Origin of the sequence: Actinophytocola sp. (genome assembly GCF_035762905.1) — a bacterium.
Lineage (GTDB): Bacteria > Actinomycetota > Actinomycetes > Mycobacteriales > Pseudonocardiaceae > DASYTH01.
The window spans coordinates 1-22,920 of record NZ_DASUCC010000099.1 but is presented as its reverse complement, the minus strand read 5'-3'; the positions used below and the strand labels follow the sequence as shown (position 1 = coordinate 22,920).

25 protein-coding genes are annotated in these 22,920 nt (G+C 70.8%); 12 read left to right on the top strand and 13 right to left on the bottom strand.

Going from position 1 to position 22,920, the window contains the following annotated elements; translation table 11 throughout:
* Window positions 1–28 precede the first annotated feature (28 nt).
* Window positions 29–790 (bottom strand): endonuclease/exonuclease/phosphatase family protein, encoded by a 762-nt coding sequence (locus tag VFV67_RS22030; protein WP_326472497.1) that lies wholly within the window; start codon window positions 788–790, stop codon window positions 29–31.
* 122 nt (window positions 791–912) lie between these two features.
* Window positions 913–1,548 (bottom strand): RICIN domain-containing protein, encoded by a 636-nt coding sequence (locus tag VFV67_RS22025; protein WP_326472496.1) that lies wholly within the window; start codon window positions 1,546–1,548, stop codon window positions 913–915.
* Between the two features lie 203 nt (window positions 1,549–1,751).
* Here VFV67_RS22025 and VFV67_RS22020 point away from each other — a divergent pair, with 203 nt between their 5' ends.
* Complete coding sequence (locus tag VFV67_RS22020; protein ID WP_326472495.1) at window positions 1,752–2,546, top strand: helix-turn-helix transcriptional regulator; 795 nt, start codon at window positions 1,752–1,754, stop codon at window positions 2,544–2,546.
* Window positions 2,547–2,606: 60 nt separating this feature from the next.
* Here the strand turns inward: VFV67_RS22020 and VFV67_RS22015 are convergent, their stop codons facing one another.
* Window positions 2,607–3,494: a LysR family transcriptional regulator gene (locus VFV67_RS22015; protein ID WP_326472494.1), complete on the bottom strand. Its 888-nt coding sequence runs from the start codon at window positions 3,492–3,494 to the stop codon at window positions 2,607–2,609.
* Between the two features lie 106 nt (window positions 3,495–3,600).
* Between VFV67_RS22015 and VFV67_RS22010 the strand changes: the two genes are divergently transcribed.
* From VFV67_RS22010 to VFV67_RS22000, 3 genes are read left to right on the top strand one after another with little or no spacing between them, the layout of a single operon-like run.
* Window positions 3,601–4,101: a cysteine dioxygenase family protein gene (locus tag VFV67_RS22010; RefSeq protein ID WP_326472493.1), complete on the top strand. Its 501-nt coding sequence runs from the start codon at window positions 3,601–3,603 to the stop codon at window positions 4,099–4,101.
* A gap of 12 nt (window positions 4,102–4,113) precedes the next feature.
* Window positions 4,114–4,611: a pyridoxamine 5'-phosphate oxidase family protein gene (locus VFV67_RS22005; protein WP_326472492.1), complete on the top strand. Its 498-nt coding sequence runs from the start codon at window positions 4,114–4,116 to the stop codon at window positions 4,609–4,611.
* 52 nt (window positions 4,612–4,663) lie between these two features.
* A complete protein-coding gene (locus VFV67_RS22000; RefSeq protein ID WP_326472491.1) occupies window positions 4,664–5,134 on the top strand; it encodes a VOC family protein in 471 nt (156 codons plus the stop codon).
* 69 nt (window positions 5,135–5,203) lie between these two features.
* Here VFV67_RS22000 and VFV67_RS21995 read toward each other — a convergent pair whose 3' ends face one another.
* Both VFV67_RS21995 and VFV67_RS21990 read right to left on the bottom strand, forming a co-directional pair.
* The gene (locus VFV67_RS21995; RefSeq protein ID WP_326472490.1) at window positions 5,204–6,040 is read right to left on the bottom strand and encodes an MBL fold metallo-hydrolase; all 837 of its coding nucleotides are present in this window, start codon (window positions 6,038–6,040) and stop codon (window positions 5,204–5,206) included.
* Window positions 6,041–6,101: 61 nt separating this feature from the next.
* Window positions 6,102–6,953 (bottom strand): EamA family transporter, encoded by an 852-nt coding sequence (locus VFV67_RS21990; RefSeq protein ID WP_326472489.1) that lies wholly within the window; start codon window positions 6,951–6,953, stop codon window positions 6,102–6,104.
* An 83-nt stretch (window positions 6,954–7,036) separates the two neighbouring features.
* Here VFV67_RS21990 and VFV67_RS21985 point away from each other — a divergent pair, with 83 nt between their 5' ends.
* Window positions 7,037–8,509 (top strand): PLP-dependent aminotransferase family protein, encoded by a 1,473-nt coding sequence (locus tag VFV67_RS21985; protein WP_326472488.1) that lies wholly within the window; start codon window positions 7,037–7,039, stop codon window positions 8,507–8,509.
* Here VFV67_RS21985 and VFV67_RS21980 read toward each other — a convergent pair.
* The 7 genes from VFV67_RS21980 to VFV67_RS21950 form a co-directional block, all read right to left on the bottom strand.
* Window positions 8,491–8,688 carry a hypothetical protein gene (locus VFV67_RS21980; RefSeq protein WP_326472487.1) on the bottom strand — a complete coding sequence of 66 codons (198 nt, stop codon included), beginning with the start codon at window positions 8,686–8,688 and terminating at the stop codon, window positions 8,491–8,493. The genes VFV67_RS21985 and VFV67_RS21980 overlap by 19 nt on opposite strands.
* A gap of 823 nt (window positions 8,689–9,511) precedes the next feature.
* Window positions 9,512–10,639: a cytochrome P450 gene (locus VFV67_RS21975; protein WP_326472486.1), complete on the bottom strand. Its 1,128-nt coding sequence runs from the start codon at window positions 10,637–10,639 to the stop codon at window positions 9,512–9,514.
* Entirely contained in the window at window positions 10,636–11,706 is a 1,071-nt protein-coding gene (locus tag VFV67_RS21970) for a glycosyltransferase family 2 protein (RefSeq protein ID WP_326472485.1), read from the bottom strand. The genes VFV67_RS21975 and VFV67_RS21970 overlap by 4 nt, the downstream gene beginning before the upstream one ends.
* Window positions 11,691–12,320, bottom strand: a complete 630-nt coding sequence (locus VFV67_RS21965) for a lysophospholipid acyltransferase family protein (protein ID WP_326472484.1) — start codon at window positions 12,318–12,320, stop codon at window positions 11,691–11,693. Before VFV67_RS21965 ends, VFV67_RS21970 begins: the two co-directional genes overlap by 16 nt.
* A complete protein-coding gene (locus tag VFV67_RS21960; protein WP_326472483.1) occupies window positions 12,313–12,630 on the bottom strand; it encodes a lycopene cyclase domain-containing protein in 318 nt (105 codons plus the stop codon). Before VFV67_RS21960 ends, VFV67_RS21965 begins: the two co-directional genes overlap by 8 nt.
* On the bottom strand, window positions 12,620–12,922 hold the full coding sequence (locus tag VFV67_RS21955; RefSeq protein ID WP_326472482.1) for a lycopene cyclase domain-containing protein: 303 nt from the start codon (window positions 12,920–12,922) through the stop codon (window positions 12,620–12,622). The genes VFV67_RS21960 and VFV67_RS21955 overlap by 11 nt, the downstream gene beginning before the upstream one ends.
* 3 nt (window positions 12,923–12,925) lie before the next feature.
* Window positions 12,926–13,831 (bottom strand): phytoene/squalene synthase family protein, encoded by a 906-nt coding sequence (locus VFV67_RS21950; RefSeq protein ID WP_326472481.1) that lies wholly within the window; start codon window positions 13,829–13,831, stop codon window positions 12,926–12,928.
* Window positions 13,832–13,892: 61 nt separating this feature from the next.
* On the opposite strand from VFV67_RS21950, the gene VFV67_RS21945 reads away from it, so the two are divergent.
* From VFV67_RS21945 to VFV67_RS21925, 5 genes are all read left to right on the top strand, one after another.
* Window positions 13,893–15,020 (top strand): polyprenyl synthetase family protein, encoded by a 1,128-nt coding sequence (locus VFV67_RS21945; protein ID WP_326472480.1) that lies wholly within the window; start codon window positions 13,893–13,895, stop codon window positions 15,018–15,020.
* A gap of 11 nt (window positions 15,021–15,031) precedes the next feature.
* Window positions 15,032–16,516 (top strand): phytoene desaturase family protein, encoded by a 1,485-nt coding sequence (gene crtI, locus VFV67_RS21940; protein WP_326472479.1) that lies wholly within the window; start codon window positions 15,032–15,034, stop codon window positions 16,514–16,516.
* A 40-nt stretch (window positions 16,517–16,556) separates the two neighbouring features.
* The gene (locus tag VFV67_RS21935) at window positions 16,557–17,441 is read left to right on the top strand and encodes a MerR family transcriptional regulator (RefSeq protein ID WP_326472478.1); all 885 of its coding nucleotides are present in this window, start codon (window positions 16,557–16,559) and stop codon (window positions 17,439–17,441) included.
* 83 nt (window positions 17,442–17,524) lie between these two features.
* Window positions 17,525–18,508 (top strand): NADH:flavin oxidoreductase, encoded by a 984-nt coding sequence (locus tag VFV67_RS21930; protein WP_326472477.1) that lies wholly within the window; start codon window positions 17,525–17,527, stop codon window positions 18,506–18,508.
* 270 nt (window positions 18,509–18,778) lie between these two features.
* Window positions 18,779–19,690: an enoyl-CoA hydratase-related protein gene (locus tag VFV67_RS21925; RefSeq protein WP_326472476.1), complete on the top strand. Its 912-nt coding sequence runs from the start codon at window positions 18,779–18,781 to the stop codon at window positions 19,688–19,690.
* Here the strand turns inward: VFV67_RS21925 and ilvD are convergent.
* Complete coding sequence (gene ilvD, locus VFV67_RS21920; RefSeq protein ID WP_326472475.1) at window positions 19,661–21,358, bottom strand: dihydroxy-acid dehydratase; 1,698 nt, start codon at window positions 21,356–21,358, stop codon at window positions 19,661–19,663. The two genes, VFV67_RS21925 and ilvD, sit on opposite strands and share 30 nt — an antisense overlap.
* 65 nt (window positions 21,359–21,423) lie before the next feature.
* On the opposite strand from ilvD, the gene VFV67_RS21915 reads away from it, so the two are divergent.
* Together VFV67_RS21915 and VFV67_RS21910 are read left to right on the top strand one after the other, a co-directional pair.
* Window positions 21,424–21,942, top strand: a complete 519-nt coding sequence (locus VFV67_RS21915) for a PadR family transcriptional regulator (protein ID WP_326472474.1) — start codon at window positions 21,424–21,426, stop codon at window positions 21,940–21,942.
* 14 nt (window positions 21,943–21,956) lie between these two features.
* Window positions 21,957–22,556: a GyrI-like domain-containing protein gene (locus VFV67_RS21910; RefSeq protein WP_326472473.1), complete on the top strand. Its 600-nt coding sequence runs from the start codon at window positions 21,957–21,959 to the stop codon at window positions 22,554–22,556.
* Window positions 22,557–22,920: the final 364 nt, after the last annotated feature.

Below are 22,920 nucleotides of genomic sequence, written 5' to 3'. Positions count from 1 at the left end.
CCGCAAACGGCAGCGTCGCTGTGGTGGGCTAGGGAGTTGTCACGGTGACCAGCCAGCCGGGGTGGTCGGTGGTGCCCATCATGTCGATCTCGGTGGTCTGGGCGAACGACAGGTCGTTGCTGGCGTAGATGTGTTGGACGGTGCCGTCGCTCCGGCGGGAGAAGTCGTTGAGGTCGCAGTCCCGCATACTTGGCGAGCCTTGGTCGTGCAGGTTGAAGTCGCCGGCGACGATGACCGGCCGTGGGTAGTCGGCCGCGCGGTGCATCAGGTCCTGGCACTGTGCGAGCGCGGTCGGCGGGTTGTCCGAGGACAGGTGCGTGGTGCAGGCGCTGAGTCGGGTCGCGGGCAGGCACGCCCAGGACCGCTGCTCGCCGATGCCGTCCGCGGCCGTGTACTGGGCGGCGAAGGTGCCGGACTCCTCGGTGACACCGGTGAAGCTGCTCCCCACCATGATGATGTTGCCGTAGCGCTGGTCACTGCCCCGGCACAGTACGGGCGTGTCGTCGAGGTTGCGGGCCGCGACGAACACCGCACGCGCGGGTCCCATCGCCGGCCGCAGCCGCTCGATGTCACCGGAACACGCCTCGTTCACCGACAGCACCTGCGGCCTGCTCGACCTGATCACCTCGGCGGCCCTGGCCAGCACCGCATCGCCCCGATAACAGTCGGCCCAACCACCGTGGCAGATATTGAGCTGGAGCACGGTGATCGAGGTCCCGATGCTCGACGCCACCGCCGACGGCACCACCAGCAGCCCGAACGCCGTCAGGACGATGATCACCCGATTCATGCCACGACACAACCAGACTTCCAGTCCAGCCACAACAATCCCTGGGCCGGGAATGATCACTGGAGCGTCGTGCGGACCGACTTCGCCCGCACGGTTCGGGAAGGTCGGAGCGTGCGCTGTTGTCAGACCGGCTCGAACCAGAACTGCTGGTACAGCCCGCCGTTGGGCCACCACTGCTGGATGGTCTTGTCCGGGTTCGTCGTGGGATCGGCCTCGAGCACCTTCTCCGGGGCGTTGGAAGCACTGATCTGGTAGAAGTTGGGGAACGCCACCGGCTTGACGTGGAACTGCTGGTTGGTTCCGCCGTGGCAGCTCCATTGCACCACGTCGACGCCGGCGTTGGTGAAGGGGACGTCCAGGCACCTGCCCGAGTTGCGGTTGACGAAGCTGTACCGGTCACCGCCGAGCGGCACGAGGGTCCAGTGCGACGGCAGGTACCCGGGACCTGTTCCGGTCCCCGCCATGATCCGGAAACCGTCCTCGATGCCGGCCCACTCGGTTTCCATGCGCCGGTTGGTGTCACGCACCCGGATCCGGTAGAAGCCGCTCGTGCTTGCCGCGACGCCGGCCGGCACGGCCGCCGGGGCGTCTGCGCCGGGCACGTCGGGACCGCCACCCGGAGCGGCCGGTCTGGATGGGCCGGCCGGCGCCTGAGCAGTTCCCGCGGCCGGGGCGGCGGTTGCGGAGAGCACCCCCAGGCTGGCCAGCGTGGCCAGCAGCCACCAGGTCGTGCGGCGGCGTTTCGTCACTCGTTGCATTGAGATGTTCCTCCCTCGGCCGCCGGACACGGTCCGGCCGTCCCGGCGACGACATTGGTTGGCCGGTCCCTGCCGGCCGGTGTCCATACCACCAACCACGGCCCGCGCAATCCATACGTACTTCTGCGCAGTACCGGCACATCCTTTGGGGTGAATCAGAGACGAGCGGGTATCTGCGGGATGTCGCCGGCTTCAGGTAGTCCATGAGCGATGTGACGGCACGCGACCTGCGACGCGCCCTCGAACTGGTGCGAGAGCTGAACGCGGACGACACCGATGACGAGGTGGTGCGCTCCAGCCTTGCCGCGCTTGAGCGCCTGGTCGGCTCCGACACGGCCGGCGTGATCGGCCACGATTCCGTGACGCGGCGGCTGACCATCGTCACCACCACCCGCCCCGACCGCAACCTGCTTGCCCGGCCCGGGTTCGCCGCCGCGGTCGCGCAGCACCCGGGGTTCGCGGCCTGCCGCTCCGGCCGGCTGCCGACCGGCACCTCGGCGGCATTGACCGACCTCGCGGATCTGCGCACGCTGCGACAGTTGCCGTTGTACGTCGACTACTACCGTCCGGACCAGACCGCCGACCAACTGCTCTGCGTGGTCAACCTGAACGGCCGGCGGGGCACCGTGTTGCTGTTCAACCGGTCCCGGCCGGGCTTCTCCCGCCGCGACCGCGACATCGTCGACCTGTTGGCACCACACGTGTCCCAGGCGATTGCCCGGCGGGAACGGATCGCGGCGCTGCTGGCCGCGAGCCGGCACACCACCCGGCTCACCGAGCAGGCCGAACGATCACTCGCCCGGCTGCCGGATCTGACATCCCGGGAACGGCAGGTGGCAGCGCACGTGGCCGGCGGCAGCACCGACCGCGAAATCGCCCGCAACCTCGGCATCAGCCCGCGCACGGTGCACAAGCACCTCGAGCTCATCTACCGGAAACTCAACCTCACCAATCGGGGCAGCCTCAGCGCACTGCTGGTCAGGTGGACTCGAACCTGAGCGGCCAGACAGCCCTGTTGGCGAGGGTGAAGTGCACGGGATGCTGGTGCCGTTTGATCGCTAACTCGGTTGGGGATGGCCTGGTCGGGTCTGCTGGACGGCGTGGCGTAGCGCGGTGATGAAGGCGGTGGTCGCGGGCGGGTCCGGCGGGTCGCCATAGGTGGCCAGGGAGACGCGCCGCCGGAAGTCGGGAAGGAGGCTGGCTGCGATTCCGGGGGCGTGGTGGGTGCGCAGTGCCAGCCCTGGCATGGTGGTCACGCCCATGCCCGCGGCGACCAGTGCCTGTTTGACGATGATGTCGTCGGCGGTGAATGCGATGGGCGGGACGAAGCCCGCCTTGTCGCAGGCCTGGAGGAACTCGCGGCGGCAGTTCTCGCAGCCCGCGATCCAGGCGGAGTCGCGGTTGCCGGTCAGTGTCTGGTCGGGTTCGAGGCTGAGCAGGTACATCGGGTCGTCGAACAGGTGGGTGGCGCGGATGTCGTCCGGGGTCGTGTCGTCGTAGCGGAAGACGACCGCGACGTCTACCTGCCCGGCCCGCAGCAGATCGAGTGCCACGCGCGGGTGGGCCTCGATCAGGTGCAGTTCGATGCCGGGGTGTTCGCGGCGCAGGGTGCCCGCGGCGTGCGGCACCAGCGCGGCGAGCGCCGACTGGAAGCCGGCGACCCGGACGCGGCCGGTGCGCAGGCCCACCATCGCGGACAGTTCCGCGGCGGCGGTGTCGACCCGGCCGACGATCTCGGTGGCGCGGCGGGCCAGGTGCTCGCCCTCCGGGGTGAGCCGGATGCCCCGGCCGATCCGCTGGACGAGCTTGGCCCCGGTCTCGGCCTCCAGCCTGGCCAGATGATGGCTGACGGCGGGCTGGGAGTAGTTCAGGTGCTTGGCGGCCTTGGTGACCGAGCCCTGCGCGGCGATCGCCGCGAGAACGCGTAACCGCAGGATATCCAGCATGCATAAAGAGTACACATGAGTTAGCCCAATTATTGTCATTGGACGAATGAGTTGGCGTGCGGGAGGGTGAGGGGGACGAACCCGCTCTGGCAAGGAGGACGGTGCGATGACCCGCTCTCTGGCGACGCTCACCGATCTCGTCACGGCCGTACGCCAGGCGATCGACGTGCGGACCGGCTGGCCGGACACCGCGGAACTGGTCGCCGGTCAGCTCCGCACACACCTGCCCGGCCCCGAGATCCTGACGCCCGGTCAGCGTCTCGGCCGGCCCGACCGGGTCGCGGGCCACCTGCTGCACGCCGAGCCCGACGGGGCGTTCTCCATCCTCGGCCTGGTCTGGCGGCCCGGGCAGACCACCCGGATCCACGACCACATCACCTGGTGCGTCGTGGGCGTGCTGTCCGGCATCGAGCACGAGGAACTGTTCGACGAAGCGCTCAACCCCCTTGGCACGCGGGACAACCCTCCCGGCGAGGTCAGCGGTCTCGCGCCGCCCGGCGACATCCACCGCATCCGCAACGTCGGCGACGAGATCGCCATCGGCCTGCACATCTACGGCACCGACATCACCCGCGTCGGATCCAGCGCCCGCCGCTACTACAACTGAGGAGCTCGAACCATGGACCAGAACGCCATCGACGAGGTACTCAACCGCCCACTCAGCCGGGAACTGCTGGCCCGTGACCTGGCCAGGCTGGCCTTCATCGCACTGGACGGCACCCCGCGGTCGATCCCGATCGGAATCGTCTGGAACGGCACGGAAATCGTCATGTGCACCGCGACGAACGCGCGGAAACTCCCGGCGTTGCGCCGCAATCCCGCGGTCGCGCTGACGATCGACACCGAGTCGCACCCGCCGAAGATCCTGCTGATCCGCGGCCAGGCGGAGCTGGATGTCGTCGACGGCATCCCCGAGGAGTACTTCCAGTGGAACGGCACCTACGAGATGACGCCCGAGCAACGGGCCGAGTGGGAGGCCGGCGTGAAGTCGCTCTACGACGGCATGGTCCGGGTCGTGGTGAAGCCGACCTGGGTCAAGCTGATCGACTTCGAGACCACCCTGCCCACCGCCATCGAGGAGCTCATGGCGCAACAGAAGCAACGTCAGCGCGCCTGAACACGCACACCCGCCGCCGAATGGGAAGCGCTTGCCTCGAAAGGAGATCATCATGGACGACACCGACCAGCGAGGCCCTGGGCGCGGGACGATCCAGCGAATGGACAACATCGCCATCGTCGTCGACGACCTCCCGGCTGCCAAGGCGTTCTTCGCCGAACTCGGACTGGAACTGGAAGGCGAGGCGACAGTCGAGGGCAGCACGGTGGATCGGCTCGTCGGGCTCGACGGAGTCCGGTCGGACATCGCGATGATGCGCACCCCGGACGGCCACGGACGACTCGAGCTGACCAAATACCACACGCCGTCGAGCCGAGACGCTGACCCGCGCGCTCCGGCGAACACGCTGGGCGCACATCGCATCATGTTCGCCGTCGACGACATCGACGACATCATCGACCGCTTGCGGCCACACGGAGCCGAACTCCTCGGCGAGCTGGTGCGCTACGAGAACAGCTACCGGCTCTGCTACCTCCGCGGCCCCGCGGGCATCCTCGTCGCGCTGGCCGAGCAGATCCAGTGACCGGCCGGTGAACGGCCCAGCGCCGGAACCGCTCTGACGAATGCGGAACCTCGTCTGGTCACCGGTTCGCTAGCCGGGAGTTTCGTCGCGCTCGGTTCTTTGGGCGAAGCGCCGGCGTTGCCCGGTGTGGATGTCGGTGACCCATTCCCAGCCGGGCTTGGCCGATGGGCCGATTCGCGGGTCGTCGGGATCGTTCCCGTCACGCAGGGCGTGTATGTACGCGCGGTCCTGTTCGATCCGTGCGCTGACCTGGTCAGCTCTGCCGACGGAGCCGTGCCCCGGGACGATGACATCGACGTCGTCCGCCACGTCTTCGAGCAGTCGCAGCCCGACGAGGTAGTCCTCGATCGGGTCATTGGTGCCGTTCACGTCGTCGAGCATCGGAATGAAGACATCAGAGAGCATGTCGCCGGCGACGAGAACCCGGCGTTCTTCGATCAACAGTGCCGCATGGCCGGGGGCATGCGCCGGATGCTCGATGATGCGGACTTGCGGGCCATCCCAAGGAATCCGCGCAGTGTCAACAGGCAGACCCGTTATGCGGCCGAACAGGTCCAGTGGGATCTCCTCGGCGATTTCCGGCGGCAACCCCCCGAAGACGCGGGCCTGCCAGTCCGCGTTCGCCCGCAGAGCTTGCATTGCAGCGGCACAGCGGGCTGTACCGTAACGCGGCGCTTCGCCAAGCTCGGCATGCCAGAGCACGTGATCCCAATCAGGATGCGTCGAGAAGCCTGCCAGGACGGGCCGGCCCAACTGACGAAGGTCGTTCGCCAGGCAGACCATCTCATCGCCCCGGATCCCGGGGTCGATCAGCAACACGCCGGCCCGGCCGTGCACGACAACGGTGTTGTTCCGGAGCAACTCGCTCTGGTGGATCAGCACACCCTCGGCAACCTGCGTCAGCATGGGACTCCTCCGCTTGTGTCGTTCATTCGTGGTCTCCTGTCGTCAGTTGCCGTGTCGTGGTTCAGCCAAGAGCCAGCGTGGCTACGGCGAGCGTGCAGATCCCGATGCCCGTTCGTTGTCCGATGCTGACCCGCTCTGCGAGCACGCCGGCCGCGAGCAGCACGGTGACGGCCGGGTAGAGGGAGGCGAGGACTCCGGCGATGCCGAGGCTGGTCGCTTCGGTGGCGACCATGAACGCGAGGGTGCCCGTGGCGCCGAGCACGCCGGAGGCGCTGCCCCAGCCGACCACGCCCGCGCCCATGCCGCGGCGGGGACGCCAGGGCTGTCCGAGGCTGGTGGCGGCGACCATGGTCAGGATCGCGCCGATGAGTTGGTTGGCGGCCAGCGGCAGCAGGCCGGCGTCGGCCGAGATCTGGGCGAGTGCGATGAACAGAACGCCGAAGCCCACGCCCGCGATGGCGCCGTCGGCGAGCGCTCCCGGCGTGCGCGTCGGTTGATCCGATGTGGTCTGGCGGGAGACCAACCAGATCCCCGGAAGTGCGGCGAGCACACCGACCCAGACCAGCCCACTGGGACGCTCGCCGAGGACCACACCCACCAGCACGGGCAGGACCGCGGCCCCGACCGCCGAGATCGGCGCCACGAGGCCCATCCGGCCGCGGGCGAGCCCGCGGAACAGGAAGATGCTGCCGGTCGCCGAGCCGAGTCCGGCCAGCAGCGCCCAGGCGAAGTCCGTTGTGGCCGGGCTACCCGGCAGCATCAGGCCGGCCAGGAGCATGACGAGCGCGCCGGCGGCCTGCCCGACCAGAACGACCTGCCATGAGGAGTACCGGCGCGAGCCGACACCGCCGATGAAGTCCGCGGCGCCGTACGCGAGAGCCGAGGAGAGGGCCAGGAGGATTCCGAGGTTCATGGCACCCAGCCTGCGGCCGATGCGGTCCAGTCGGAAGGTCCATTCGCCGATCCGTGGAGCGGACCATTTGGTGTACTGGTGGCATGACCGTGCACTGGGCTCGTGGTGGCCCCGACCTACCGGTGGCGCTGGACCGCGGCGCTGGTCCGCTCCGGATTCAGCTCCAGGACCAGTTGCGGGCGGCGATCCGCGATCGGCGGCTCGGCGCCGGAGAGCGCTTGCCGTCGACGCGACACCTGGCCGAACTGCTCGGCGTCTCCCGAGGCACGGTCGTCGATGTCTACGAGCAGTTGCTGGCCGAGGGGTACGTCGAGTCGGCGGTCGGCTCCGGGACACGGGTGGCCACGATGCCCTCCGGCGGGCCGGCCCGGCAACCGCCCGGCGGCGCTGCGACCTCGGCCGCACCCCGACCGGTCGAGGCCGACTTCGAGTACGGCATTCCCGATCTCGGCTCGGTGCCGCTGACCGCATGGAGTTGGGCGGTGGCGGAGGCGACGCGGACCATGCCAACCGCCGCGTTGGGGGACGGGGACCCGGCCGGTTGCCGGCATCTGCGAGAGGTTGTCACCGCCTACCACCGTCGCGTTCGGTCGGGCTGCGCGGTCGCAGAGGACGCCGTCGTCGTTTCGGGTTTCCGGCAGGGGCTGGCTTTCGTCCTCGCGACGCTGGCACGGCACGGCATCCAGCGCATCGCGCTGGAGGATCCCGGCCCCCGCGAGCACGACGTGATCGCCCGCCGCGCGGGCCTCTCCGCTGTGCCGGTTCCGGTCGACGACCACGGCCTCGACGTGGACCGCCTGCGCCGGACCGGGGCCCGGGCGGTGTTGTTGACACCGGCCCACCAATGCCCCACCGGTGTCGCGCTCGGCCCGTCGCGGCGCCGCGACCTGGTCGCCTGGGCCGACGAGGTCGACGGGGTGATCCTCGAGGACGACTACGACGCCGAGTTCCGATACGACCGGCAGCCGGTCGGCTCGCTGCAGGGCCTCAACCCCGCCCGGGTGATCGCGCTGGGATCGGTCAGCAAGACGCTCGCACCCGCGATCCGGCTGGGCTGGGTGCTCGCGCCAGCGCCGTTCGTGGCCGGGATCGTCGAGGAGAAACGGCTCAGCTGTCGCGACGCCCCCGGGCTGGACCAGGAAGCGCTGGCGCTGCTCATGGAGTCGGGCCGGTTCGACCGCCATCTGCGACGTGTGCGGGAGATCTACCACGCACGCCGCGACGTGCTGGCAGCCGAGGCCGAACTCGCCTTCGGACCGGGCCGGTTACACGGGCTGGCAGCCGGCTGCCACGCCCTGCTGCGCCTCCCCGACGGGACATCCGAACGCGCCGTCGTGACGACCGCGGCGATCATGGGCGTCCGGGTCAACGGACTCGCCCACTACCGGTTCGCGCCCGCGGGCGCGGAAACCGAGCCGTGCCCACCCGCTCTCGTACTCGGCTTCGGCAACGTCAGCGACCACCAGATCCGCCGCGGCATCCGCACCCTCGCCCAAGCCGTCCGACAGCAGACCGTACCCATGATCCGGCCGGACGTTCACCGCTCGAACACGTAGGTGGTGATGCCGCGGGCCGGCAACGACAGCGACACCGTGGCGCCGGAGACCGGCGGGTTGGCGATCCGGGCGAGGTTCTGCGTGGCGCTGGTGCGGTGTGCGCTCACCGGACGCAACCCGGACACCCCGCCGACCGTGACCTCCACCGTGGCCGCCGTGGTGTTGAGGTTGTTGACCACCAGGGTCCGAGTCGTTGACCCACCACGCACCCGAGGCGCCGATGTTGTCGATGCGCTGCGCGGGGGTGGCGGACACCTGGGCCGGCGCGGCTGTGCCGGTGTGCGCCTGAGCTACCGCATGCGTCCCGGCCAGTAGCGCGGTTGTCAGCAGGGCTACCGAAATCCGACGACGCGAGCAGGGCCCACGCGATTCGGCGTCGGGCAGCCATGACCACCGCCTTAGTTCGATATCTCGAACAACGTTTGTCGCGTCGAACTCGACCCTAGGAGCCGGATTGGCGTCGCGTCAACTGCGCGTACACGAAACCGCTACCAGCGGTGGTCGGGGCAGGTGGACTGCTACTTCCTTCGAACTCGCTTGGCTGCCTTCTGGTTGTGGGGTGGCTGGGTGAAGATGCGGTCGAGTTGGGTGGTGCGGATGCCGTGGGCCAGGGTGTGGGTGAGGCGACCGGTGAGGATATGCGCGATGAGCCCGTCGGCGAGCGCGAGCAGGCCGGCTGCGTCGCGTTCGGGGTTGGTGTTGGCGGGTTGACCGCGGCGGATTTGTTCGGCGAGGGCGTGGCGAGGCGGGCGGAGTCGGCGACCAGGGTGGTGGCGATCTCGGGGTGGAGTACGGCGCGGCTCAGAAAGGCGGCAGCGGCTTGGACTTGGCATGAGCGTGATGACCTGTCGCCACGGTGATGTGGAACTCGTCTACGAGACCTTCGGCGACCCGCGCGGGCAACCCCTCCGCATCATCGGCTCGCCCGGCTACCCGATCGACGAACCTCGCCCAGCACTCCGAAGTCAGCTGACCGTCATCAGCCGCCTGACCGAGGTGTCGTCAGGTGCGCCGAGCCAACCAGAGCGGGCCCTTGGGCCGCAGTGTGATGCCGGTGCGCGGGGTCGGGTCGCCGCCGAGCACCACCAGTTCGCCGGAGCAGAACGCGGTGAGCGCGGTGCGCAGGACGAGCCGCGCCAGGTGGGCGCCGAGGCAGGTGCGGCGACCTGCGGCGAACGGGAGGTAGGCCCATGCCGGACGCCCGCCGGCGGCGAACCGTTCCGGACGGAAGCGGTCGGGCGCGGACCACAGCTCGGGGTCGCGATGGGTGAGGTAGGGCGAGTAGAGCACGAGGGTTCCCGCGGGCAGTGCGACGCCGGCGGCGACGGTGTCGCGGTGGGTGACACGGCTGCCGAGCCAACCGGCGGGGTGCAGCCGGAGGACCTCGTCGAGCACGGCGTCCACTGCGTCGGCCCGCCGCCAGCCGGGCGTTTCGGCGAGGTGCCACAGGCCCCAGGCGAGCGTGTGGGCGGTGGTGTCGTAGCCGGCGGCGAGCGCGATCCGCAGTTCCTCGGCGGCATCTCCGTCCAGCCCGGCCAGGGCGGCGGGCAGGCTGCCGGGCGGCGGGTCGGTCAGCGCACCGTCGATGGCCGTGCGGATCTGGCGGAACAGCCGGGGCCGGGGGAGCAGCGGGTGCGGCGGCGGCTGATGCAGCGGAGCGAGGAACTCGGCAAGCAGAGGATCCGGTAGCCGGCCGGCGAACAGCACCAGGTTCAGCAGCCGCCGGACCGTGCGGCCGGCCCAGCCGAGCGCGTCGAACGGCCCGCTCGGCAGGGCGGAATCGACCAGCGCGTGCAGCTGACCGGTGGTGCCGGCCAGGGCCCGGGTGCTGAAGTGCGGGTTGAGGTCGCGCCTGCGGGCGGCGTGCCTCGGCACGTCGGTGTGGACGACACCGCCGTCCAGATAGGGCGTGAGGCCGGAAAGGCTGCCCTGGCTGCGGAAAGTGTCCAGGTCGCCGAGGACCGACCGGTTCCAGTCCGGCCGGTAGCCGACGACCGCGCGCCGCCACAGCCGCAGTTCGAACACGGGCGCCCGGCCGGCGCCTTCCTCGAGCAGCGCCAGCGGGTTGGAGGTCCAGCGCCACAGGTGGCCGAACGGGCGCTGGGCCGCCGGCTGGGGGAGGGCGGTCACGAGTAGTCCCGCCCCTTCCACCGCGCGGTACGGCGCAGCGCCACGAGATAGACCGGCAGGGCCGCGGCCGCGCCCACCGGCACCAGCGCGGCTTCCAGGTAGGCGCGCCGGCCACACTTGGCGTTGACCAGCAGCCGTTCGGCGAGCCCGAGCAGGATCGCCCACCGCCACGCCCGATGCCGCCAGTACAGCCAGGGCAGGCAGTAGACCGCCAACCGGGCGGCGGCGCCGGCCATCAGTAGTGCGGCGCTGCCGCCGTGGGCGGCGCGCAGGCTCTTGCCGAACCCGGCCACCGCCGCGGGGTAACCGGGGTACATCCGGGCGGTGACCAGCTCACCGCCCAGCGCGAGCCCGAGCCGCAGTCCCTGCGCGCGGGTGCGCCGGGCCAGCGCGAGGTCCTCGACGAGGGCGCCGGCTACGGCGGCGTGACCGCCGAGCCGGTGGTAGGCCGTGCGGCGGAACGCGAGCAGTTGTCCGTTCGCGGCGGCGGCGGCCGGCACCGGAGCGGCCAGCAACGGGTGCGGCAGGAACCCCAGCAGGGTCTCGTCGACGAGCGGCACCAGCAGCCGTTCGCCGAGGGTGCGGGTCTCCTGGCGGGGGAACACGGAGAACACGTCCGCGCGCTGGGCCGTGATCTGCTGCTCGACGGCGGCCAGCGCACCGGGCCGGAGGGTGACGTCGGCGTCGCAGAACACGAGCAGATCACCGGTCGCGGCCGCGGCGAGCTGGTGGCACGCCCAGCTCTTTCCGGTCCAGCCGGCCGGCGGCGGCGTCCCGGTGAGCAGCCGCAGGCGCGGCTCACGGTCGGCGAACGAGGTGACGATCGCGGCCGTGCCGTCCCGGGATCCGTCGTCGAGCACGAGGATTTCCTCGGCAGGCTGGGCGAGCAGGCCCGGCAGCGTGCGGTGCAGCCGGTCGGCCTCGTCCCTGGCCGGCACCAGCACGGAGGTCCGCGTGCTTGGCACCCCGCCCGGCCGCAACGTCGGGAACGCCACCAGGTTGATCACCACGCCGGCCGTCTTCACCGCGTGGTAGGCCAACACGGCCGAGCTCAGTCCCGGGACCATCGCTCGTCCCAACTACGCCGCCCCTCGAGGTACGGCGTGAACCCGGGCAGCGGCCGGCGTGGGTCGCTCGTGGCGATCGACCGGTCGAGCTCTCCGAGCTGGACCGCCAACACCTGCTCCAGCCGCGCGGTCACCCCTGCCACCGGAGCGGAGGTGTCCACTGTGGACATGTCCAGGTACGCTTCCGGCGCCTGGTGCCCGCGGAGCACGATCCGGGCGGCCACCGCGCACAGCGGAATCTCGGCCCGCCGGGCGTACCAGGCGGCACCGTCGGCCAGTGCGGCGAGCCGGGCCGGCGGCCGCAACACCCCCTCCGGGAAGATGATCAGCACTCGGCCCCGCCGCAGGTGGTGCAGCCCCTGGCGCAGTTGCGCCGTGCCGAACGCACCAAGCAGCCGCGCCACGCCGAACCGCCGCAGGTTGTCCTGTTCCATCAGCACGGCAGGCGCCCGGCCCAGGCGACCGACGACCGCGGCGGCGACGAACGGATCCCACCAGCTGTGGTGGTTCGCCGCCCACACGAACGGACCGGCCGGCGGCCGGCCGCGCAGCCACACGCCGCGCAGGCCGCGCCGGACCAGGTGCTCGCAGGCACGGCGCACGGGGCTAGGCATGCTCGCCGTCCCGACGGTGGCGCTCCCACAGCAGCAACGTCAACGTCGCCAACGCGAAGCCGAACCCGAAGTCCTCCACCGGAATGTCCCACGGCACCCGCACCCCGGAGGTGGCTTCGGCGCTGTAGTGCACGATCGGCGCGGCGGCCTTGGTGAGCCAGCCGTCCACCAGCACCTGGAAGGCCAGCACGATGGCCATCGCCGCCCAGTACCGGCCGCGCCGGAACAGCCCGGTGCGCAACAGCGTCGTCTCCAGCAGTACCACCGCGACCGAGGCGAGCAGCGCGGCGGCGGTGTACTCACCGAGCACGGCGACGTCCCACGGCCTCGTAGGTCAGCAGCGTGCAGACCGGGACCACCAGGAAGAACAACCACTCCTCGACCGGTAGCCCGAGCACCGTGGCTCCGGTGGTGAACCGCTCGGAGAACCACCAGTGTCCGCGGGCGGTGGCGATCAGGTCCCACGCGACGAACACGGCCACCACCGGCAACAGCGTGCCGGCCAGCCTGGCCGGCCGGCGGTAGACCCGCGCTACCGGCTCCAGCGGCAACGTGATCGCCAGGCAGCCGAGCAGCAACAGCAGGTACTGCAACGAGTCCACGCCTCACCCTCCGAACGGGACGGTGACCGGGGTGCCCGGCGGGGTGATGACGCTGCGCGCCGCAAGGCCGAGCCGATGCCAGGTGGGCACGGTGACCCGCCGGGCGAAGACGTCGTAGTCGGCGTCCTGCACCGCGCGCAGAATCCCGCTGTACATCTGGTATGCGGCCCGGATGCAGGTCTGCGACCGGGCCGCGAGCAACGGAATCCCGGGGGCCGCCCGCCGGTAGTGCAACCAGGCCCGGACCACCTCGAACTCGATCAGCGCCCGAATCGCCGGGGACGCCTTCCCGGCGGCGGTGGCGGCCGTCAGGTCGGCCCGGGTCACGCCGAACTCGGCGAGGTCCTGCTCGGGCAGGTACACCCGGCCGCGGTCGAGGTCCTCGGCAACGTCGCGGATGAAATTGGTGAGCTGGAAGGCGAGCCCGAGCTGGCGGGCCGGTTCGCGCGCGGCGGCGAGGTCGTCGGCCTGCAGGATCGGCAGCATCATCGTGCCGATCACGGCCGCGGATCCCTCCATGTAGGCCAATAAGGCCGGATAGTCGGCGTAGCCGGTGACGGTCAGGTCCATCGCCATCGACTCGAGGAAGACCTCGAAGTCCCGGTGGTCCAACCCGAACACGGTGATGGTGTGCAGCACGGCCGGCAGCAGCGGATCGTCGACGCGCTCGCCGTGCAGACCGGCCACGAACCGTCGGGACCAGTCGCGCAGCAGGCGTTCGCGTTCGGCGACCGGCCGGTCGGCGGTGCGGTCGACGATCTCGTCGGCGTAGCGGGCGAAGCCGTACAGGGCGTGCACGTGCCGGCGCTTCCAGACGGGCAGCAGGCGGGTGGCCAAGTAGTACGTCCGGCCGTGCTTCTGGTGCAGCCGTCGGCAGCGGTCGTAGGCGATCGTGAGTCCGTCGGGCATGCGATCACTGTAAATCGACTCATGAATCGACGCAACTGGCGCGATCGGTTAGGCTGGGTCCGTGACCCCGCACGCGCCCTCCGCCGCCGTCCCCCGCGTCGGCACGAACGACCTCCCCGGCCCCCGCTCCCGCATGGACCTGGCCGTCCCGGTCTCGGTGGAGCGGCTGCTGCGGGAGTTCCTCGATGACAAGGCCGCGGATCTGGACGGCGTCGACCCGGAGCTGCGAACGCTGGTGGCCACCGCGCGGGACGCCGTGCTCGGCGGCGGCAAACGGCTGCGGCCGATGTTCGGCTACTGGGGCTGGCGCGGCGTCGTCGGTCTCGGACCGCCGGCCGCTCCGGTGCTGCCGGCGCTGGCCGCCCTGGAACTGCTGCACGCGTTCGCCCTGGTGCACGACGACGTCATGGACGACTCGCCGACCAGGCGGGGCCGCCCGAGCGCGCACGCGGCGCTGCGGGCCTGGCACCGCGACCGCGGCCTGACCGGAGACGGGACGGGGTTCGGTCGCTCCGCAGCGATCCTCACCGGAGACCTGTGCCTGGTCTGGGCCGACGAGCTGATCGCGTCGGCCGGCCTGCCCGCCGAGACCGTGCTCGCGGCCCGCCGGGTCTACGACCGGATGCGGGTCGACGCGATCTACGGTCAGTTCCTCGACCTGCTCGGCGAGGTGTTCCCGGGCTGGACGCTGGACCGCGCGGAGTTGGTGGCCAGGCTCAAGACCGCCTGCTACACCGTCGCCGGTCCGTTGCTCTACGGCGCCGCTCTGGCCGGCTGTCCCGACCCCATCCTGGAAACGGCCTACGCCCGCTACGGCATGGCCCTCGGCGAGGCCTTCCAACTGCGCGACGACCTGCTCGACGTCTACGGCGACCCGGCGGTGACCGGCAAGCCGGCCGGCACCGACCTGCGCCGGGGCAAACCGACCCCGCTGCTGGAACTGGCCCGGGAACTGGCCGACCGGCGCCAGCGCTGCGAGCTGGAACGCGAGCTCGCCCGCGGCGCACAGGCCGACGTGGCCCGGCTGGGCCGGCTGATCCGGTGCACCGGCGCGGTCGAGCGGATGGAAACCATGATCGACGACCGGGTGGTCGCCGCGAACGGCGCGCTGTCCGGCGCAGTCGTCGACCCGGACACGCGGGCTGCGTTGGCACGCTTGGCCGCGGCGGCTACCGTGCGTTCCGCCTGAGGGGAGTTCACATGCGCATGGTGACTGGACCGACCGACCACGTCGTGGTGGTCGGTGCTGGGCTCGGCGGGCTGACCTGCGCGCTGCACCTGGTCGGAGCCGGGCGGCGGGTGACCGTGCTCGAGCGCGCGGCGGTGCCCGGCGGTCGGGCCGGCCGCCTGGTGCGCGGGGAGTTCGCGTTCGACACCGGCCCGACCGTGCTGACGATGCCGGACCTGATCGACCGGGCGCTGGCCGCGGTGGGCGAACGGCTTGCCGACCGGGTCGATCTCGTCCGGTTGGACCCGGCCTACCGGGCCTGGTTCCCGGACGGGTCGAGCCTGGACGTCATCGCCGACCCGGTGCGGATGGCCGAGGAGATCTCCCGAACCTGCGGCCCCCGGGAGGCCGACGGCTACCTCCGGTTCGTCGAGTACACCGGCCGGCTGTGGCGGGTGCAGCGGGCCGACTTCATCGAGCGCAACCTGGACGGTCCGCGGGACCTGCTGACGGCGAATCTGGCGCGGCTGGTCGCCATGGGAGGGTTCGGCCGGCTGCAGCCCCGGGTCGACCGGTACCTGGCCGACCCGAGGACCCGGCGGATCTTTTCGTTCCAGGCGATGTACGCCGGGCTCGCGCCGCACCGCGCGCTGGCGCTGTACGCGGTGATCTCCCACCTGGACACCGTGGCCGGTGTGTGGTTTCCCCGTGGCGGACTGCATGCCGTGCCCACGGCGATGGCCGACGCCGCCGAGAAGCACGGTGTCGAACTGCGGTACCGGACCACGGTCGACCGCGTCGAGGTGCGCGGCGGCCGGGCGGTCGGCGTGCGCACCACCGACGGCGAGTACGTCCCGGCCGACGTGGTCGTCCTCAACCCGGACCTGCCGGTCGCCTACGGCGAGCTGTTACCGGGGCCGGTTCCCCGGCGGGTGCGGCGGCTGCGCTACTCGCCGTCCTGCGTCGTACTGCACATCGGTTCACGTGCCGGCTACGACCACATCGCGCACCACAACATCCACTTCGGCCGAGCCTGGCGGCGCAGCTTCGACGAGGTGATCACCCAGGGCCGGCTCATGTCCGACCCGTCGCTGCTGCTCACCAACCCCACCCGGACCGACCCGGGGCTGGCTCCCGCCGGCGGGCACACCTACTACCTGCTGGCGCCGGTGCCCAACCTGCACACCGCGGAGCTGGCCTGGCGCGGCGGGCTCGGCGAGCGCTACGCCGACGAGCTGGCCGGTGTGCTGGAGCGGCGCGGTCATCCCGGGTTCGCGGCCGGTGCCGAGGTTCGCGAGGTGGTGACCCCGGCGGACTGGCAGGCCGCCGGAATGGCCGCGGGCACGCCGTTCGCCGCGGCGCACACGTTCGGCCAGACCGGGCCGATGCGTCCGGCTACTCTCCATCGCGGACTTCCCAATGTGGTCTTCACGGGGTCCGGAACCCAGCCCGGCGTCGGAATCCCGATGGTCGTGATCTCCGGTCAACTGGCAGCCGCCAGAATCACCGGCGGGTAGCCCGGGCAGGCGAGGGACACCGGGCAAGCAAGGACACTGCATGCGAGACGAACTGTTCAGCGCGGGCGAGGTGGCAAGACGACTCGGGGTCGCCGTCACCACCCTGCGCACCTGGCATCAGCGCTACGGCCTCGGCCCCAGCCATCATCAGTCCGGCCAGCACCGCCGCTACACCACCGACGATCTCGCCCGCCTGGAAACCATGCGCGAGCTCACCGCCAGGGGCGTGCCCGCATCGGCCGCGGCCCGGCTGGCCCAGGACGCCCGCGACGCGGTGCCGGCGTCGCGCGACGGCGGCGGGCACGCCATCCCGGTCGGCCGGGCCGGGGCGCCGGCCCGGGGTCTGGCCCGCGCGGCGATGCGCCTCGACCAGGCCGGCATGCGCGCCGTGCTCACCGCCGCGATCGACGCGCACGGTGTGGTGTCCACATGGGACACGGTGGTGTGCCCGGTGTTGCGTGGGATCGGTGCCCGGCACGCCCGCACCCGGGCCCTGGTCGAGGTGGAGCACCTGCTGTCCCGCTGCGTGTCCGAGGTACTTGCGCGGGCGGCGAGCCAACCGCTCGGATCGCTGCCCACCGCTGTGCTGCTCGCCTGCGCCGACGAGGAGCAGCACAGCCTGCCGCTCGAGGCGCTCGCCGCCGCGTTGGCCCAGCGCGGCAACCCCAGCCGGCTGCTCGGTGCCCGGGTTCCGTCCGACTCGCTCCAGGCCGCCGTGCGGCGCACGGGCCCGCGGGTGGTCATCCTCTGGTCGCACGATCGGACCACCGCCGATCCGGACCAACTGGAGGTGCTGCTGCGGCTGCGGCCCACGCCGGCCGTCATCGCCGCCGCCGGCCCCGGTTGGCGCTCCGTACCGCTTCCCCCCGACGTCCGCACCCCCGCCACCCTCACCGACGCCATCCACCTCGCCGGCGGGTTCTAGGTTCCCCGGCGGCCAGTTCGACAGAAGGGAGCGGACGCCCGATGAGGGTCCCGGACGTGTTCGCGCCGGCGATGCTGGGCCCGGTGCGGCTGCGCAACCGGATCATCAAGGCCGCGACGTTCGAGGGGCTGACGCCGCGTGCGGTGGTGACCGATGCGCTCATCGACTTCCACGTGCGTGTGGCCCGTGGCGGTGTCGGCATGACCACCCTCGCCTATTGCGCGGTCTCGCCCGAGGGCCGAACCGACCGTCATCAGCTCTGGATGCACCCGGGCGTGGTGTCCGGGCTGCGCCGGCTCACCGAGGCCGTGCACGCCAAGGGGGCGGCGGCCTGCGCCCAACTCGGGCATGCCGGGCCGGTCGCCAATGCCGCGTCGAACCGGCTGCCGGCCATCGCGCCCGGCCGGCGGATCAGCCCGCTGAGCCTGCACCTGACCCGCGCGGCCACCGCCACCGAGCTGGAGCGGATCGCCCGCGCTCACGCCCAGGCCGCGCTCGTCGCGCTGGAATCCGGATTCGACGCGGTGGAACTGCACTTCGGGCACAACTATCTGGTCAGTGCGTTCCTGAGCCCACGGCTGAACCGGCGCACCGACCACTACGGCGGCAGCCTGCGCAACCGCGCCCGGCTCGCCATCGACATCGCCCGCGCCGTCCGCGAGGCCGTCGGCGACCGGATGGCCATCACCGCCAAACTGAACATGGACGACGGCGTTCCCGGCGGTCTCTGGCTCGACGAAAGTATCCTTGTGGCCCAATGGCTCCAGGACGATGACACCCTCGACGCACTCGAACTGACGGCGGGCAGCTCGCTGTTCAATCCCATGTACCTGTTCACCGGCGACGCCCCGATCCGCGACTTCGCCGCCCAACTCCCGCCACCCCAACGCTGGGGCGTCCGCCTGGCCGGCAGCGCGTTCCTGCGCACCTATCCCTACCACGAGGCGTACCTGCTCGACCGCGCCCGCCAATTCCGCCGCGCCCTGAACCCTGCCGCTGATCCTGCTCGGTGGCATCACCCGCCTTCTACCGGGAGGATGCGGGTGGCAGCACGCTCGACGACGTGACGATCGCCGGGATCGGCCGGGCGCACGGCAAACCCCGGCGCGGGTGATGCTGCGCTGGCACGCGAACACCACAACGAAGCACAAATGAGGATGATCGACCGCCGAACACCGCCGGAGAGAACGAGCATGACGACCTGGCCGAGTGATCGATCCGCCCGCCGGCCGCGACACCCGCTCGGCGCCGCGACTACGGTCGTGGTGTCTTGACGACCCAGCTCGCCGATCGGGCCGGCGGGTCCTAAGCCGACTCGATGCCTGGGAGGGACCACGGTGCGCGACAGCTCGGTCGAGTACTCGGAGATCGCCTACGAGTGTGCTGACGGGATCGCCACGATCACGCTCGACCGGCCGGAGCGGCTCAACGCCTTCACGACCACGATGGCCACGGAGTTGGTGGCCGCGTTCGCGGCCGCGGATGGCGACGACGAGGTGCGGGCGGTGGTGGTGACCGGGCGCGGTCGCGGGTTCTGCGCCGGGGCGGATCTCGGTGCCGGCGGAAGCACCTTCGCCAGGGTTGGAGCGCCGTACGGCACCATCGGCGGGACGCCCCGGGACGGCGGTGGCACCGTCGCGCTGGCCGTGGCCGCGTGCCGCAAGCCGGTGATCGCCGCGATCAACGGAGCGGCGGTCGGCGTCGGGGCCACCATGACGTTGCCGATGGATATCCGGATCGCCGCCGACACCGCGCGGTTCGGTTTCGTGTTCACCCGGCGCGGGCTGGTCCCGGAGGCGGCCTCGGCGTGGTTTCTGCCTCGGGTCGTGGGGATCTCGCAGGCGATGGAGTGGGTGGCCACCGGGCGGGTGTTCGACGCGGCCGAGGCGTTGGCCGGTGGGCTGGTGTCCCGGGTGGTGCCGGCCGGGCAGGTGCTGGCCACGGCCACCGGGATCGCTCAGGAGATCGTCGCGAACACCTCGGCCGTGGCCGTGGCGGCGGCCCGGCAACTGCTCTGGTCGATGCTGGGGGAGGCCTCCCCGTGGGATGCGCACCGGGCCGACTCGCGGGTGATCGCCGCCCTCGGCACCAGTGCCGACGTCGCCGAGGGCGTCACCTCTTTTCTGGACAAGCGCCCCCCGCGGTTTCCCGGCCTGGTCAGTCAGGACTACCCGCCGGTGCACCCATGGCCGACACCCCCGACCGACCTCGGTCCGGCGCTACCCGCAGACGGCGCCGAGGGAGGCTGAGCCGACGAGTTTGGCGTATTTGGCAAGGACACCGCGTGGGTAGCGTGGGGGCAGGGGTGTCCAGTCCTGGCGGCGGGTGGCGAGTTCGGTGGGGTCCACGTCGATGTCCAGGGTGCCGGCCGCGATGTCGAGGGTGATCGGGTCGTTGTCGCGGATCAGTGCGATCGGTCCGCCGTCGGCGGCTTCCGGGGCGATGTGGCCGACGCACAGCCCGGTGGTGCCGCCGGAGAAGCGGCCGTCGGTGAGCAGCAGGACGTCCTTGCCCAACCCGGCGCCTTTGATGGCGGCGGTGATGGCGAGCATCTCACGCATGCCCGGCCCGCCTTTGGGGCCTTCGTAGCGGATGACCAGGACGTCGCCCGGCGTGATGGTGCCGTCTTCCAGTGCGTCCATGGCCGCGCGTTCGCGGTCGAAGACCCGGGCGGTGCCGGTGAATACGTCGGTGTCGAATCCGGCGGACTTGACGACCGCACCGTCGGGTGCCAGTGAGCCGCGCAGGATGGTGATGCCACCGGTGCGGTGGATCGGCGAGCCGATCGCCCGCAGCACCGTCCCGTCGGGGTCCGGCGGCGCGACCTGTGCCAGGTTCTCGGCGACGGTGTGGCCGGTGACGGTCAGGCAGTCGCCGTGCACCAGGCCGGCGTCCAGCAGCGCCTTCATCACCACGGGCACGCCGCCGATCCGGTCGACGTCGGTCATCACGTGCCGGCCGAACGGTTTCACGTCGGCCAGGTGCGGCACCTTCTTGCCGATCCGGGTGAAGTCGTCGAGGTCGAGCCGCACGTGCGCTTCGTGGGCGATGGCGAGCAGGTGCAGCACGGCGTTGGTGGAGCCGCCGAAGGCCATCACGACGGCGATCGCGTTCTCGAACGCCTCGCGGGTCATGATCTGGCGGGCGGTGATCCCCGCGCGCAACATCGCCACCACGGCCTGACCGGATCGCCGGGCGAACCCGTCGCGCCGCCGATCGGTCGCGGGCGGGGCGGCGCTGCCGGGCAGCGACATCCCCAGCGCCTCGGCCGCGCTGGCCATCGTGTTCGCCGTGTACATCCCGCCACAGGCACCCTCGCCGGGGCAGATGGCGCGTTCGATCAGGTCGACGTCGGCGCGGCTCATCAACCCCCTGGCACAGGCCCCGACCGCCTCGAACGCGTCGATGATCGTCACCTCGCGCTCGCTGCCGTCCGACAGCGTGACCCGGCCGGGCAGAATCGATCCCGCGTAGAGGAACACGCTGGCCAGGTCGAGCCGGGCGGCGGCCATCAGCATTCCGGGCAGCGACTTGTCACAGCCGGCCAGCAGCACCGAGCCGTCCAGCCGTTCGGCCTGCATGACGGTCTCCACGCTGTCGGCGATCACCTCACGCGACACCAGGGAGAAATGCATGCCCTCGTGTCCCATCGAGATGCCGTCGGACACCGAGATCGTCCCGAACTCCAGTGGGTAGCCACCCGCGGCGTGCACACCGTCCTTGCTCGCCTTCGCCAGCCGGTCCAACGACAGGTTGCACGGCGTGATCTCGTTCCACGACGACGCGACACCGATCTGCGGCTTCGCCCAATCCTCATCACCCATCCCCACGGCCCGCAGCATCCCGCGCGCGGCGGTCCGCTCCAGCCCGTCGGTGACCTCACGACTGCGCGGCTTGATGTCCCTGGCTCCGGTCATGAACGCAACCTAACCCCAACCGGCCACCGACAGGTTGGCGGCGATTATTCTAGTGATAGAATATCATGGTGGAACTGACGCCCGCCGAGTTGACCCTCCTCGGCCTGCTGGTGGAGAAACCGCGGCACGGCTACGAACTGGAGGAGGTCATCACCGAGCGGGGTATGCGCGAGTGGACAGAGATCGGGTTCAGCTCGATCTACTACCTGCTCACCAAGCTGCGCGACCGCGGGCTCATCGCCGAGACCGCTGAGCCCGCGCACGGCAAGGCACGCAAGGTGTTCGCCCCGACCCCCGCCGGCTTCCAGTCCTGCGCCGCGGCGGCGGAGGAGGCCGTCGCCGTGCTGCGCCCGGTCTTCCCCCCGGTTCTCGCCGGCCTGGCGAACCAACCGGTGATCCCACCAGCGCGCCTGCGGGCCGCACTGGCGCGGCGGGCGCAGGCACTGACCGACAAGATCGCGGAGGTCCGTGCCGCTGCCGAACGGCAGGAACCACCCCCGTTCGTCCGCGCGATCTTCGACTTCTCGCTGGGCCAACTCGAGGCCGAACAGCGGTGGCTGACCACATACCGAGGAGAACTGTGATACCGCCGTACGACGTGAAACGTGCGCTGAAGGACTTCTACGCGCCGAAGAACAGGCAATGGGCGCTGGTGGAGGTGCCACCCCAGCAATTCCTCGCGATCGACGGTGTCGGCGACCCCAACACCGCGCCGGACTACCCGCGCGCCGTCGAGGCGCTCTATGCCGTGGCGTACACGGTCAAGTTCGCCAGCAAACACACCGGCCACGACTTCGTGGTGGGGCCACTGGAAGGCCTGTGGTGGTCACCGGACCCGGCCGTGTTCATCACCCGCGCCAAACAGTCGTGGCACTGGCGCATGCTGATCAACCTCCCGGACCACGTGACCGCCGACCAGGTCAAGCAGGCCGCGGACACCGCGCTGACGAAGAAGAAGCTGCCCTCCATCGCCGACGTCCGCCACGAGACCCTCCGTGAGGGCACCTGCGCACAGGTGCTGCACATCGGTTCCTACGACGACGAGACGCCGCTGCTCACCCACCTGCACGACGTGTACCTGCCGGCCAACAACCTCACCGAGGCGGGCCTGCACCACGAGATCTACCTCGCCGACCCCCGCAGGACCGACCCGAACAAGCTGAGAACCGTTATCCGCCAACCGGTTTCCAGCATCTGACCGGAGCGGATGGGATTCGGTTGGCGGCACAGGACATCGGTCGTCGGCGTCCAGTACCAATGTGAGGCCGAGCTTCTCGCAATTTCGGTACGTTCACGGACCATTTGGGGGAGTGTGGTGTCGATCATTGCGGTGAGGGTGTAGATTGTGTGTTGTTACCCCGGACCTCGGTGGCGTGAAATGTCTCGCGATGATCGCGGAGGCTGATCACGAGCCAGGTCCTTTTTTGCGTGGATGATTGGATGCGGCCCGCTTGACAGCGATGGTTCTCCTGCCGTCTGCGTAGTCTTCTCCGTTGGCGCTCCGCGCCTGTGCGGTCATCTCTATCCTGTTCCAGGAAATGATGTCGTCATGCGAAACATTC

Bases quoted from the DNA above. Each gene is read 5' to 3' on its own strand.
- VFV67_RS22030 (WP_326472497.1), bottom strand. From the start codon at position 790: ATGAATCGGGTGATCATCGTCCTGACGGCGTTCGGGCTGCTGGTGGTG.
- VFV67_RS22025 (WP_326472496.1), bottom strand. From the start codon at position 1,548: ATGCAACGAGTGACGAAACGCCGCCGCACGACCTGGTGGCTGCTGGCC.
- VFV67_RS22020 (WP_326472495.1), top strand. From the start codon at position 1,752: ATGAGCGATGTGACGGCACGCGACCTGCGACGCGCCCTCGAACTGGTG.
- VFV67_RS22015 (WP_326472494.1), bottom strand. From the start codon at position 3,494: ATGCTGGATATCCTGCGGTTACGCGTTCTCGCGGCGATCGCCGCGCAG.
- VFV67_RS22010 (WP_326472493.1), top strand. From the start codon at position 3,601: ATGACCCGCTCTCTGGCGACGCTCACCGATCTCGTCACGGCCGTACGC.
- VFV67_RS22005 (WP_326472492.1), top strand. From the start codon at position 4,114: ATGGACCAGAACGCCATCGACGAGGTACTCAACCGCCCACTCAGCCGG.
- VFV67_RS22000 (WP_326472491.1), top strand. From the start codon at position 4,664: ATGGACGACACCGACCAGCGAGGCCCTGGGCGCGGGACGATCCAGCGA.
- VFV67_RS21995 (WP_326472490.1), bottom strand. From the start codon at position 6,040: ATGCTGACGCAGGTTGCCGAGGGTGTGCTGATCCACCAGAGCGAGTTG.
- VFV67_RS21990 (WP_326472489.1), bottom strand. From the start codon at position 6,953: ATGAACCTCGGAATCCTCCTGGCCCTCTCCTCGGCTCTCGCGTACGGC.
- VFV67_RS21985 (WP_326472488.1), top strand. From the start codon at position 7,037: ATGACCGTGCACTGGGCTCGTGGTGGCCCCGACCTACCGGTGGCGCTG.
- VFV67_RS21970 (WP_326472485.1), bottom strand. From the start codon at position 11,706: ATGGTCCCGGGACTGAGCTCGGCCGTGTTGGCCTACCACGCGGTGAAG.
- VFV67_RS21965 (WP_326472484.1), bottom strand. From the start codon at position 12,320: ATGCCTAGCCCCGTGCGCCGTGCCTGCGAGCACCTGGTCCGGCGCGGC.
- VFV67_RS21950 (WP_326472481.1), bottom strand. From the start codon at position 13,831: ATGCCCGACGGACTCACGATCGCCTACGACCGCTGCCGACGGCTGCAC.
- crtI (WP_326472479.1), top strand. From the start codon at position 15,032: ATGCGCATGGTGACTGGACCGACCGACCACGTCGTGGTGGTCGGTGCT.
- VFV67_RS21935 (WP_326472478.1), top strand. From the start codon at position 16,557: ATGCGAGACGAACTGTTCAGCGCGGGCGAGGTGGCAAGACGACTCGGG.
- ilvD (WP_326472475.1), bottom strand. From the start codon at position 21,358: ATGACCGGAGCCAGGGACATCAAGCCGCGCAGTCGTGAGGTCACCGAC.
- VFV67_RS21915 (WP_326472474.1), top strand. From the start codon at position 21,424: ATGGTGGAACTGACGCCCGCCGAGTTGACCCTCCTCGGCCTGCTGGTG.